This is a genomic window from Rhizobium sp. BK316 (assembly GCF_014193695.1).
Lineage (GTDB): Bacteria > Pseudomonadota > Alphaproteobacteria > Rhizobiales > Rhizobiaceae > Rhizobium.
In genome coordinates this window covers 386,573-399,197 of sequence record NZ_JACHZR010000003.1, presented here as the reverse complement: position 1 = coordinate 399,197, position 12,625 = coordinate 386,573, and the positions used below count along the sequence as shown (strand labels likewise).

Below are 12,625 nucleotides of genomic sequence, written 5' to 3'. Positions count from 1 at the left end.
GTTCAGTCGGCGGAAGGCAGGCGGCGCATGGTGAATTCGATCTGGTCGCCCTCGAGCTGGCGCCAGCTCTCCACTTCGGTCCAGTAGGCGGCCTTGGGATATTCGTCGAACCATTCACGCGCCTTGGCGCGTGCTTCGATAAGCCCCATCCTGTATGTCTCACGGACAAAATGATCCTTTTGCCGGGCGGACGCTTCTGCCCGATGCCTTGCGATCCTGCGCTTCAAGCCTTCGAAGGGCGGAGGCCCCGGAATTTTCGCCATGAAACCTACCTCTGGATGGAACGTAGTATCGAAGTCCAGCCTTTGCGAGTCGAATCTTGCAGGTGCTTCCCTCTCCTGGCGGGCCTCTGCCTCACCTGCTAAACCACTGTTGAGATCAGGAAAGAGCGAATCGCATGGAAAGACCGGAACTGCCGATCGGCCTGCCCGAAGACATCGAGGACAAGAAGACCGCCGCCCGAACATGGTTCGAGGGGCTGCGGGACACGATCTGCGCATCCTTCGAAGCGTTGGAGGATGAGCTCGAAGGCCCTCTCTCCGATCAGGAGCCCGGCCGCTTCGTCACCAAGGACTGGTCGCGTGAAAATGGTGCGGGCGGCGGTGGCCGCATGTCGATGATGGAAGGCCGCGTCTTCGAGAAGGTCGGCGTTCACACCTCCACGGTCTTCGGCGAATTCGCACCCGACTTCCGCGCCCAGATCCCAGGCGCCAGCGAGGATCCGCGCTTCTGGGCGTCGGGCATTTCGCTGATCGCCCACCCCGTCAATCCCAACGTGCCGGCCGTTCACATGAACACCCGCATGGTCGTCACCACCAGCCGCTGGTTCGGCGGTGGTGCCGATCTGACGCCGGTGCTCGGACGCCGCCGCACGCAGGAAGATGAAGACACGCAGCTCTTCCACAAGGCGATGGAAATCACCTGCCGCAACCACGCGGTCGCCGATTACGATGCCTACAAGAAATGGTGCGACGACTATTTCTTCCTCAAGCATCGCAACGAGGCGCGTGGCGTCGGCGGCATCTTCTACGACTGGCTGCGCTCCAGCGAGGAGGCCGGCGGCTGGAATGCCGATTTCGCCTTCACGCGGGATGTCGGCCGGGCTTTTTCCATGGTCTATCCCAAGATCGTCCGCTCAAACTTCAACAAAACCTGGACGGAGGCCGACCGTGACGAACAATTGATTCGCCGTGGCCGCTATGTCGAGTTTAATCTACTCTATGACCGGGGGACGATCTTCGGCCTGAAAACCGGCGGCAATGTCGAATCCATTCTCTCATCCCTGCCGCCTGTCGTACGCTGGCCATAGGCTGCGAGAGGCGTGCTGATAAAATTGAAATACTATTCCGGTAAAATCGCGTTGAAAGGCCTTCATCAGAGCTGAGTGCGTCCTAAATGAGTCTCGTGCGTTACAATCGGAGGAGGATTGTCATGACGGTACAAAGCGGTTTGCCTGCTTCTGCAGGTATTCAGGAAACGTCTCGCGCCATCGACGCGCCCGAGTTTCTAACGCGCATCGCCGAAAACTTGAGAGCAAAAAGCGGCTCGGACCTGCCGCTCTCCTGCTTTGTCGAGCAGGTGAAATTGCAGCTCGCAAGCGGCAAGACTCCGGAAGAGCTTCAACAGCAGGCAACGGGTGCTGCCAACAGCAACATGCCCGCTCACCTTTCGGACACCTACATGGCCTGGGCAATGCCCCATCCATAAACAGAGCTTTTCGGCCGGCATCCAGGTCGGCCGGAGCTTTCCTCCACCGGAACCTTCTCCATTGCCGCACATTCCTCAGTCGCGCGAAAGCGCGATGGTTCTGCATTTCAGAGACAGGAGAAGACCATGCGACTTTTCGAATGCGGTACGCTCGTTCCCGGATGCGATTGGCACACAAGGGCCGACAATGATGCTGAAGTCGTTCGCCGCGCCGTCGAACATATGAGAACCGCCCACGGCGAAACGATCATTCGCGAAAACATGGTGGACAACATCAAGGCCCGCATCCGCGACGAAGCGAACGCGGCCTGATCTCAACCTGTAATCTCCGAGAGCCGGGCGAGCAATGCCGCCCGGTCGGAAACGAAATTCTCTTCCACCCACTGGTGTTCCAAGGTCGACAGGATTTCACCGACCTTCGGGCCGGCCTGCATGCCTGTGGCCATCACATCTGCGCCATTCAGCGGAAACTGCGGTTTCTTCCAGATGCGTGCGTGATCCAGAAGCTTCGAAAGCCGCGCCGAACGGCTCATTTCATCAAAACTACCATTCTCTGCCTTGCCGCGGGCAACGCCGAGCGCCAGTTTCAGCCGAACGATGATGCCGTCCACGCCGTTTCTGTAGAGCAGTTTCTCGAAGGCGGCAGCGGAAATCTCATCATTGACTGGAGCGGCTTTTGCCCAGGCCCTGAAATAGGCGGCTTCTGCATTCGAAAATTTCAGCCGCGTTGCCAATTCCTCCAGCCGCGCCGGATCAGGCGGAATAATCGAGGCAAGCCGAAGCAAGGGATCAGGTACCCAGCCGAGCGCCTTCTCGGTCGAAACGAGCGCCGGAATAGCATCGATGCCCCATTTTTCCGTTTCCGGCAGGATTTCCGAGAGAACCGCAACCTGCCGCATCCAGAGAAGCGCCCGGCCTGGATCTTCCGCCGACAGGAGCTTTTTGAGCTCCGACCAGACCCGTTCGGGCGACAGCGTTTTCAGCTTCGAATGCGCGGCGGATGACGCTCTCAGCCCTTCCGCATCGGGCCGTCCGGAACCGTACCAGGCGAAGAAACGGAAGAAGCGCAGGATGCGCAGATAATCCTCGGCGATCCGCGTCGCTGCATTGCCGATGAAGCGGATATTGCGCTTCTCGATATCAACGAGCCCGCCGACGAGATCGATCACTTCGCCCGCAGCATTTGCGTAAAGCGCATTGATGGTGAGGTCGCGCCGTTCCGCATCCGATTGCCAGTCTGCGCTGAAGGCCACCTTGGCGCGACGGCCATCCGTTTCGACATCGGTACGCAACGTCGTCACTTCGAAGGGGCGGCCATCGATAACGAGCGTCACCGTTCCATGATCAATTCCGGTCGGCACCGCCTTGATGCTTGCAGCAGCGGCCCGCTCCATGACGGCTTCCGGCAGCAGCGTGGTGGCGATATCGATATCGGCGACCGCAAGCCCCATCAAGCTGTTGCGCACCGCGCCACCGACAACACGCCCTTCCCCACCATCGGCGTTCAGCAGCGCAAAGACACGGCTGAGCGCCGGATCCTGAAACCAGGCCTGGTCGGCGACTGAGGTCATGCATAGAGCCTTTCATAGAGCGTGCGGACGATGCCGGCGGTGATGCCCCAGATCATCCGCGTTTCATAGGGCATGCGGTAGAAATGCCGGTCGATGCCGTCGACCATGCGTTTGTCTCGCGTGTGGTTGGCCGGGTTCATGAGAAAGGAAAGCGGCACCTCGAAAACATCGTCCACTTCGGTGGGGTTAGGCTGCAGCGAAAAACCCCGCTGCACAACGCCAAGGACGGGCGTGATGCGGAAGCCGGTGGACGACAGATAGTTCGGCAGCCGCCCGACCGTTTCGACGAAACCGCCGCCAAGGCCGATCTCCTCTTCGGTCTCGCGGATCGCCGCCATCTCGGGCGAGACATCGTCGGGATCGATGGAACCACCGGGAAAGGCGATCTGGCCGGAATGCTTGCGAAGTGTCGACGTCCGCTTGGTGAAGATCACCTTCGCCTCATCGCCATCATCAACAACAGGCACCAGCACCGCCGCGTCGCGCAGCTTGAAGGTCTCGACCAGCGCAACGATATCGGGATTGAGCACATGATCGCCATGGTCACGCCAGGCATGATCGATGGGTGCGCCGATCTGATTGAGCGCACGGCGACGGAACTCGGCAGCCGAAAACGGGGGATAGGTCTTGCTGATCGCTTCGCTCATCGGGAGGCTGCTTCCAGTTCATCGACCGGCATGATCGGAAAAGTCTCACCGCCGGTGCGGACGACGAACATGTCCCGGCCCGCGACCTCGGCCACCTCGCCGAGCTCGACCAATTCATACATCACGGCACGTGACACCAATGCTTCAAGCCGCCCCCGCACATGCAGATAGGGCTTCAGTTCACTGTCTTTCCTGTGCCCTGGCCCATGCCCCGGAAAACGCAAAGGGTGATCCTTGCCGGCCTCTATGACGTCGCCGACATTGGTGCGGAAAGTTAGAACCTGCCGCCCGTCCCGCTCGCTCGCATTCATCTCGACAGCGACAAAGGGCGCGTCGATAACCCTGATGCCGACCTTTTCCACAGGAGTTACAAGATAGGTTTTCCCGTCACCGTCCTTCCTCAAAACGGTGGAAAAGAGCTGGACCAGTGGCTGCCGGCCGATCGGCGTGCCCATGTAGAACCATGTGCCGTCCGCCCGGATTTCCATGTCGATATCGCCGCAAAAGGGCGGATTCCATTTTTCGACAGGCGGCAAGCCGCGCTTTTTGCCGGATTTCGCCTCGGAAGCGCGCGAAATCAGCGCGGCAAGCCCCGCTGCATCCGCCATCTGCCTCATTTCCTCGGCTGCCATTCTTCCGTCCCGGTTTGCTTTTAACAAAATAAAGTCACGAGATAGTCATTTGAAACAAACTTGTCAGCCCGCAACATGTTCATAACTGTATCGGGTATGAGGCACGCCTATTAAAGTCAGACGATTCGCAGCCGAATGATTTCAGCCGTTGGAGACGCCCATGGGTATGATCAAGACCGAAGCCAGCCTCGATGAACAGGCGATTGTCGCCGCCGCAGAAAGAGCGCTATCCGATATCGCCGCCATCCGCACGGAAGTTTCCAAGGTCATCTTCGGTCAGGAAAGCGTGGTCGAAAACACGCTTCTCGCCGTTCTCTCCGGTGGTCATGCGCTTCTCGTCGGTGTTCCGGGCCTTGCCAAGACGAGGCTCGTGACGACGCTCGGCGAAGTTCTCGGCCTTGCCGCCAACCGCATCCAGTTCACACCCGACCTGATGCCCTCGGATATCCTCGGTTCCGAAGTGATGGACCAGGACGAGAGCGGCCGCCGCTCCTTCCGTTTCGTCAAGGGTCCGATCTTCGCCCAGCTTCTGATGGCTGACGAAATCAACCGCGCCTCCCCGCGCACCCAGTCGGCACTGCTGCAGGCCATGCAGGAATATCATATCACGATTGCCGGCCAGCGCTATGACCTGCCTTCGCCCTTCCACGTTCTGGCGACACAGAACCCGCTGGAGCAAGAAGGCACCTATCCGCTTCCCGAAGCCCAGTTGGACCGCTTCCTGCTGCAGGTCGACGTCCATTATCCCGAGCTTGCGGCCGAACGCCAGATCCTGCTGGAAACCACCGGTCTCACCGAAGCCAGGCCCGAACCGGTCATCAATGCCGCGCGTCTCGCGGAAATCCAGACGCTCGTGCGCCAGATGCCGGTCAGCGACACCGTCGTTGACGCAATCCTTTCGCTGGTTCGCTCCGCCCGTCCGGGCCAGGGCAATGCGTCCACCGACAAGCATGTCGCCTGGGGTCCCGGCCCGCGCGCCGGCCAGGCGATGATGCTCTGTGCCCGCGCCCGCGCCCTCTACGAAGGCCGCCTGGCGCCCTCGCTCGACGATATCTATGCGCTTGCCGAGCCTGTTCTCGAGCACCGTATGGCGCTGACCTTCGCCGCCCGTGCCGAGGGCATGTCGGTGCGCGACGTTATCGCTGGACTGGTCAGGCAGGCAAAGGGATAAGGAAGCGCAGCGCGTGGCATCCATCGGACAGATCGTCAACCCGACGTCAGGCAATGATGCCCTTTCCCGCGCAAGGCAGCGGGCTGCCCTCGTGCCGGATTGCCTGGTGGAAGCCAAGCGCATCGCCAATACCGTGATCGCCGGCTGGCATGGCCGCCGCAAGCGCGGCATCGGCGAGAATTTCTGGCAGTTCCGCCCCTATAGCGAAGGCGAAAGTCTGTCGCGCATCGACTGGCGCCGCTCCGCCCGCGACGACCACACCTATGTGCGCGACCGCGAATGGGAAGCCGCTCATACGATCTGGCTCTGGGCGGACATGTCACCCTCGATGATGTTCAAGTCGAGCTACGGCAGCGTATCCAAGGAAAGCCGGGCGCTGGTCATCATGTTGGCGCTTGCCGAAATCCTCGCCCGATCCGGCGAGCGCATCGGCTGCCCCGGCGTGATGGAGCCCATCTCCGCCCGCAATGCAGCCGAAAGGCTTGCTGCCGCGCTGATGCACACGCCGCTGACCGGCGGCCTGCCCGAAACCGTGATGGTGCGCGGTTGGAGCGATCTCATCCTCATCGGCGATTTCCTCGATGACGCGCCCGCCATCATGGCCCGCCTCGGCCCGCTTGCCCGCCGCGGCCTGCGCGGCCATGTGGTCGAGATCGCCGATCCGGCCGAGGAGATCTTCCCCTATAACGGCCGCACCGAATTCACCGATCCGGAGACCGGCGAAAGGCTGACATCAGGCCGCGCCGAGAGCCTACGGGAAGCCTATCGCAACGCCTATCTGGCTCGACGCGAAAATCTCGGGCAATCGCTGCGCCATCTCGGCTGGACCTTCGTCAGCCACCGCACCGATCACTTGGCGTCCGAAGCGCTGGTCGCCGTCCATATGTATCTTTCCGGCATGCCGGCAAAGGCAACGCATGGAGGACAGCTTTGAGCGCGCTCCCCTTTGCCTTCGCCTATCCCGCCATCCTCGGCGCGCTGATTGCCCTTCCCGTCATCTGGTGGCTGCTGCGGCTCACCCCGCCACGCCCGCAGGCGGAAGTCTTCCCGCCGCTGAAAATCCTGGCGACTGTGCTGAAACGTGAGGAAACGCCGGCGCAGAGCCCCTGGTGGCTGACGCTGCTGCGCATGCTTCTGGCAGCCGCCATCATCTTCGCGATCGCCGATCCGGTCTTCAATCCGCGCACGGGCTCGCTCGCGTCCGGTGGTCCGCTCGTCCTCTTCGTCGACAACAGCTGGGCTTCGGCACCCGACTGGGAGCGCCGCGTCCAGACGGCCGACGCGCTGATCGACGATGCCGAGTCTGCCGGCGCTGTCGTCTCCATTGCTTTCACCGCCGATCCGACCAACGACGCGACACCCGGCACGGCCTCGGCCGCCCGGGAAAAGCTGCGCGCTGCCGAGCCGAAGCCGCTCGCACCGGATCGCCAACGGGCTTTCGAGGCTCTGCGCGCCGCGCTGAACGGCACGCATCCCGGCACGCTGGCCTTCATCACAGATGGCGCGGCAAGCAGCGATAACGACGCCACCGTCCGTCAACTCTCCGACCTTCAGCCAGCCGAACTGCGCGTGATCGAAGGCGATACGGCTCAGACGATAGCAATCTCCGGCGCCACCAATACGGCCGATGCGATGACGGTGAAGGTGACACGCCTCAGCCCCGCTGGCGCTGCCTCCGTCGCGCTCAACGCACAGGACGCGCAGGGCCGCGTGATCGCCACCGGCAGGGCCGATTTCGCGCCCGGCCAGACTGCCGTCAATGCCGGCATTTCGGCGCCCTTCGAGATGCGCAACGATTTTGCCCGCGTCAGCATCAATACCGGCGCCACCGCAGGCGCCGTGCATCTGCTCGACGATGCCTTCAAGCGCCGCAGGGTCGTACTCCTCTCTGGCGAAAGCGGCGATGAATTCCAACCGCTGCTGTCGCCGCTCTATTACATCCAGAGAGCCCTGGAGCCCTATGCGGATCTGGTACGGCCGACCGACGCCAATCTTTCGGTCGCCATTCCGAAGCTGCTTGCGAACAATCCCTCCATCATCATCATGGCCGATATCGGCCGCCTGCCGGAGGATACCTACGCGCCGCTGCAGCGCTGGATATCGAATGGCGGCATGCTGCTGCGCTTTGCCGGTCCGCGCCTTGCTGCGGCACCGGCAGAGGATCCGCTGATCCCGGTCACCCTGCGCCAGGGCGAACGGGCGCTTGGCGGCAGCCTGTCCTGGAGCGAACCGCAGGCACTCGCGGATTTCCCAAGCTTCAGCCCCTTTGCCGGCATAGCACGGCCGACCGACGTGACCGTTAACCGCCAGGTGCTGGCAGAGCCGACGCCCGATCTTGCCGAGCGCACCTGGGCAAGCCTTACCGACGGCACGCCGCTCGTGACCATGAACAAGATGAATGCCGGTCAGATCGTGCTCTTCCATGTGAGTGCCGAGGCAACCTGGTCGAACCTGCCGATATCGGGTACCTTCGTCGAGATGCTGCGACACCTCATCCAGATCTCACGGTCCGGCGGCGTGACCTCGGAATCGACGGGCAGCGCGCGTGTCGCCGAGACCTTGCCGCCCTTCCGCATGCTGACGGCCAAGGGCATGCTGGTCGCGGAGACCGGCAATGCCCGTCCGCTGATCCCGAATGCCAAGGCCGCGCCACTTGCCAATTTTGACAACCCGCCCGGCCTCTACGGCTCGGAAGACGGCTTTGCAGCGCTGAACGTGCTGCCCGACAATGCCGAGCTGAAACCGCTCGACATCAGTGGCGTCAATGTCGTCCGCGCCGGCCTCGTCGGCGGTGAAAGCTGGTCGGCCAAGCCCCTGCTCTTCTTCATCGCCTTCCTGCTGCTTCTGGCCGACAGCCTGATCGTGCTCTTCATGAACGGCGCCTTCTCCCGTATGCGCCCGCGCGCTCGCACTGCCGCGACGATCGCCGTGGCACTTGCGGCCGGCCTGATGCTGCAGCCGGACATCTTGCATGCCAACGATACCCAGCCGGGCGATGACATCATCATGCAGCGGCTCGACAATACCCATCTCGCCTATGTCGTGACCGGCGAGCAGGATGTGGACAATATTTCCGAAGAGGGGCTCAACGGCCTCACGAGATTCCTGACCTACCGCACGACGCTGGAGCCGTCCCCGCCTGTTGGCATTGACCTGAATAAGGACGAGCTATCCTTCTACCCGATCATCTACTGGCCGATTTCGGCAACCGCGCCGATGCCATCCAACGCCGCCATCAGCCGCATCGACGCCTATATGCGCAACGGCGGCACGGTGCTTTTCGACACGCGCGACCAGATCGACTCGCTCGAAGGCGGCAGCGACACGACCGCCAACGGCCAGCGCCTGCAGCAGATCCTTGCCAATCTGGATATTCCGCCGCTGGAGCCCGTCCCACACGATCATGTGCTGACCAAGTCCTTCTATCTGCTGTCGAACTTCCCCGGCCGTTACACTGGCAGCCCGCTCTGGATCGAGGCGCGGCAGGGCGGACAGAACAACAGCAACAAGCCGGCCGCCGCCGCAGACGGCGTCTCACCGATCCTGATCACCGCAAATGATTTTGCCGGCGCATGGGCCGTTGACGACAATGACACGCCGCTGCTGCCCACCGTGCCGCCGGATGATACACAGCGCGAATATGCCTTCCGCGCCGGCGTCAACATCATGATGTACATGCTGACCGGCAACTACAAGACAGACCAGGTCCACGTGCCCGACCTGCTTGAACGTCTGGGGCAGTGACATGACGCTCGATTATTCGCCCTTCCTGCCCTGGCCGTTTCTGGCGGTATTGACCGCCATCGTGCTGATGATTGCCGCTTTCGCGATCTGGCGCGGCATTCGAGGCGCTTGGATCCGCACGCTTGCGGCACTTGCCCTGCTTGCAGCACTTGCCAATCCGGTGCTGTTGCAGGAAGATCGCGACCCGCTTTCAACGATCGTCCCCGTCATCGTCGACCGCAGCCAGAGCCAGCAGACGGCCGATCGCATGACGATGACGGATGATGCGCTTGCGTCGCTGAAGACGCAGCTCGCGCGCTTTCCGCAGATCGAGCCGCGTTTTGTCGATGTGAATGAGGATCGCAACTCCGACATCCCCTCCACCCGCCTGTTCGAGGCGCTGTCGGCTTCGATTGCCGATGTGCCGCCCTCGCGCGTCGGCGGCGCGATCATGCTGACGGATGGCGAAGTGCACGATGTACCCGGCGTCAATCAGGCGCTCGGCTTCGACGCGCCGATCCATGGCTTGATTACAGGCAAGCCGAACGAGTTCGACCGCCGCATCGAGGTCATCAAGGCGCCCCGCTTCGGCATCGTCAACGAGGAGCAGCAGCTTGTGCTGCGCGTCTTCGACGATGGCCCAAGCCCCGGCGGCGTCGCGAATGTAACCGTGCGCCTGAACGGCGACGAGATCGCCACGCTGCAGGCGACGCCCGGCCAGGATACACCCTTCTCCTTCAGGGTGACGCGCGGCGGCGCGAATGTCCTGGAATTTTCTGTGGCCAGCATCCCCGGCGAAGTGACGGACGCCAATAACCGCGCGGTCCATATCATCGACGGCATCCGCCAGAACCTGCGCGTTCTTCTCGTCTCCGGCGAACCGCATGCAGGCGAGCGCGCCTGGCGCAACCTCTTGAAGTCCGACGCCTCCGTCGACCTCGTCCACTTCACCATTCTGCGCCCGCCGGAAAAACAGGACGGCACGCCGATCAACGAGCTGTCGCTGATCGCTTTCCCGACCCGCGAGCTCTTTGTCGACAAGATCAAGGATTTCGACCTGATCATCTTCGACCGCTATCAGGATCGCGCCAATGTGCTGCCGATGCTCTATTATGACAACATCGCGCAATATGTGGAGAATGGCGGCGCCCTGTTGATTGCCGCCGGCCCGGAACATGCAAGCCCCGAATCAATCGCCATGACGCCGCTCGCTTCCGTGCTGCCGGCAGAGCCGACCGGACGGATGATCGAGCGGGCCTTCTATCCCCGCCTTTCCGAACAGGGCCGCAAGCATCCGGTGACCCGCGGGCTCGACGGTTCCGCCGACGAACCGCCGCATTGGGGCCGCTGGTTCCGGAGCGTCGACGTCGACAGACCGCAGGGCCAGACCGTCATGGTCGGCGCCGACAACCATCCGCTGCTCGTATTGAACCGTGCCGGCCAGGGCCGTGTCGCCATGCTGCTCTCCGACCAGGGCTGGCTCTGGGCGCGCGGCTTCGAAGGCGGCGGCCCGCATGTTTCACTCTACCGCCGCATCGCCCACTGGCTGATGAAGGAACCGGCGCTGGAAGAAGAAGCACTGACGGCGCGCACCTCCGGCCGCACGCTGGAAATCACCCGCCAGACGATCGGTGATGCGCCCGGTGACGCGGTCGTGCGTTATCCCTCAGGCAAGACCGAGAACCTGCCGCTGATGCAGACCGAGCCTGGCCTTTACAAGGCCGAAAAGCGCATGGACGAGATCGGCCTCTTCGAAATCCGCAACGGCGATCTGACGACGCTTGCCCATGTCGGCGCCGTCGATGCGCCGGAATTCAAGGCGATGATCTCGACGACCGTGGCGCTGAAGCCGATCACCGACAAGAGCCGCGGCCTCGTGACTCGTGTCGTCAACAATGCCGGTGCCATCAATGTCCCGCCGATCCTGCCCGTGCGCGGCCAGGTGCGCGTGACCGACAATGACCGCATGCAGATCCGTATGACCAACGAGACCGTGCTGAAGGGCATCAATACCCTGCCGCTCTTTGCCGGCTTTGCGGGTGTTGGAATTCTGCTTCTGGCCTTCGGCGCCATGTGGTGGCGCGAGGGGCGCTAGCCATGCCGGAATTCGAGCTCACCGCCTCCCCTTCTCCGGAAGAGCTTGCCGTCATCACCGATGGCCTGACGGCCTTCAACACCGAGGATGTCGGCCCGTCCGAACGCCAGCCGCTCGCCGTTCTGATCCGTGACACCGATGGAAAAATCTCGGGCGGCCTGTCCGGCTACACGGCCTGGGGCTGGCTCTTCGTGCAGATGCTCTACATTCCCGACACGCTGCGCGGCAGCGGCCTGGCCGGCAAGATTCTCGCCAAGGCGGAAGAGGAAGCCGCCGCCCGCGGTTGCCGCGGCGCCTGGATCGATACCTTCAACCCGCACGCGCTCAGCGCCTACCAGCGCCAAGGCTACGAGATCTTCGGCGAACTGCCGGATTTTCCTGAGGGAAGAACGCGGACGTTTCTGAAGAAGCTGCTCTGACTACTTCCGCCAGGCAATCGTGCCCTTCAGCCGCGCATGCGTGTCTTCGGCAATCGGGACGACCAGTACCCGGCTCGGATCGACTGGCCCCGGAAAAGTCAGCGCGGCGTAGGCGACCTTCTCGAAGCCGAGCGGACCGTAATAGGGCGGGTCGCCCACAAGGATGACGGCTTCCGAACCCTTGCGCTTGGCAGCCTCGACCGCGATGCGCACCAATTCCCGGCCGATACCCCTGCTCTTGTGCGACGGCCGCACGGCAAGCGGTCCGAGGAGATGGCCCTTCACCGTTCCGGCCAGAACCGGCGTCATCCGCACCGAAGCAATCGTCTCGCCGTCATCGGCGCAGATGAAGGAGAGCGACAGGTCATGCGGTCCCTGCTCGCGAATACGGGCAGCGGCGCGCGTATGCCGGCCGGGGCCGAAGGCTTCTTCGTTGATGAGTTCGATAGCGGCGTCGTGAGACGCGTCCTCGGTGAGGTAGACGAGATCGTGCTTGTACATGAGCATGGGAACAGAGACCGGATAGACGCAGATATATAGGTTCGCGAACACGCCCTCAGGCGTTCGGGAGCATCAGCGTCGTCGCAGGCCTCTGAGAATAGACATCAAGCAGGATTCCAGAAATTTGTGAGGAAGGCGGATAGCAGGAAAAATTTCTGC

12 protein-coding genes and 1 pseudogene are annotated in these 12,625 nt (G+C 62.4%); 8 read left to right on the top strand and 5 right to left on the bottom strand.

Translation table 11 applies throughout. The annotated features are described in order from the left end of the window. Positions 1-2 precede the first annotated feature (2 nt). Positions 3-263 (bottom strand): hypothetical protein, encoded by a 261-nt coding sequence (locus FHT87_RS16040; protein WP_183731627.1) that lies wholly within the window; start codon positions 261-263, stop codon positions 3-5. 134 nt (positions 264-397) lie between these two features. On the opposite strand from FHT87_RS16040, the gene hemF reads away from it, so the two are divergent. From hemF to FHT87_RS16025, 3 genes are all read left to right on the top strand, one after another. Further along, positions 398-1,309, top strand: coding sequence for an oxygen-dependent coproporphyrinogen oxidase (hemF, locus tag FHT87_RS16035; RefSeq protein ID WP_183731630.1), 912 nt, complete (start codon positions 398-400; stop codon positions 1,307-1,309). 122 nt (positions 1,310-1,431) lie between these two features. Continuing rightward, positions 1,432-1,707 carry a hypothetical protein gene (locus tag FHT87_RS16030; RefSeq protein WP_183731633.1) on the top strand — a complete coding sequence of 92 codons (276 nt, stop codon included), beginning with the start codon at positions 1,432-1,434 and terminating at the stop codon, positions 1,705-1,707. Between the two features lie 126 nt (positions 1,708-1,833). Then, positions 1,834-2,019, top strand: a complete 186-nt coding sequence (locus FHT87_RS16025) for a DUF1059 domain-containing protein (protein WP_112563244.1) — start codon at positions 1,834-1,836, stop codon at positions 2,017-2,019. Between the two features lie 2 nt (positions 2,020-2,021). Here FHT87_RS16025 and FHT87_RS16020 read toward each other — a convergent pair whose 3' ends face one another. From FHT87_RS16020 to FHT87_RS16010, 3 genes are read right to left on the bottom strand one after another with little or no spacing between them, the layout of a single operon-like run. Beyond that, positions 2,022-3,278, bottom strand: coding sequence for a CCA tRNA nucleotidyltransferase (locus FHT87_RS16020; protein WP_183731636.1), 1,257 nt, complete (start codon positions 3,276-3,278; stop codon positions 2,022-2,024). After that, the gene (locus FHT87_RS16015) at positions 3,275-3,925 is read right to left on the bottom strand and encodes a CoA pyrophosphatase (RefSeq protein ID WP_183731638.1); all 651 of its coding nucleotides are present in this window, start codon (positions 3,923-3,925) and stop codon (positions 3,275-3,277) included. Before FHT87_RS16015 ends, FHT87_RS16020 begins: the two co-directional genes overlap by 4 nt. Beyond that, positions 3,922-4,557 (bottom strand): DUF1285 domain-containing protein, encoded by a 636-nt coding sequence (locus FHT87_RS16010; protein WP_183731642.1) that lies wholly within the window; start codon positions 4,555-4,557, stop codon positions 3,922-3,924. The genes FHT87_RS16015 and FHT87_RS16010 overlap by 4 nt, the downstream gene beginning before the upstream one ends. 160 nt (positions 4,558-4,717) lie before the next feature. On the opposite strand from FHT87_RS16010, the gene FHT87_RS16005 reads away from it, so the two are divergent. From FHT87_RS16005 to FHT87_RS15985, 5 genes are read left to right on the top strand one after another with little or no spacing between them, the layout of a single operon-like run. Next, positions 4,718-5,728, top strand: a complete 1,011-nt coding sequence (locus tag FHT87_RS16005) for a MoxR family ATPase (RefSeq protein ID WP_183731645.1) — start codon at positions 4,718-4,720, stop codon at positions 5,726-5,728. Positions 5,729-5,741: 13 nt separating this feature from the next. After that, complete coding sequence (locus FHT87_RS16000) at positions 5,742-6,662, top strand: DUF58 domain-containing protein (protein WP_183731648.1); 921 nt, start codon at positions 5,742-5,744, stop codon at positions 6,660-6,662. After that, on the top strand, positions 6,659-9,472 hold the full coding sequence (locus tag FHT87_RS15995; RefSeq protein ID WP_183731651.1) for a DUF4159 domain-containing protein: 2,814 nt from the start codon (positions 6,659-6,661) through the stop codon (positions 9,470-9,472). Before FHT87_RS16000 ends, FHT87_RS15995 begins: the two co-directional genes overlap by 4 nt. A gap of 1 nt (position 9,473) precedes the next feature. After that, positions 9,474-11,546 carry a hypothetical protein gene (locus tag FHT87_RS15990; protein WP_183731654.1) on the top strand — a complete coding sequence of 691 codons (2,073 nt, stop codon included), beginning with the start codon at positions 9,474-9,476 and terminating at the stop codon, positions 11,544-11,546. 2 nt (positions 11,547-11,548) lie between these two features. Continuing rightward, the gene (locus FHT87_RS15985) at positions 11,549-11,965 is read left to right on the top strand and encodes a GNAT family N-acetyltransferase (RefSeq protein WP_183731658.1); all 417 of its coding nucleotides are present in this window, start codon (positions 11,549-11,551) and stop codon (positions 11,963-11,965) included. On the opposite strand, the pseudogene FHT87_RS15980 reads toward FHT87_RS15985, so the two are convergent. Beyond that, positions 11,966-12,539: pseudogene (locus FHT87_RS15980) on the bottom strand (N-acetyltransferase). Between the last annotated feature and the right edge of the window lie 86 nt (positions 12,540-12,625).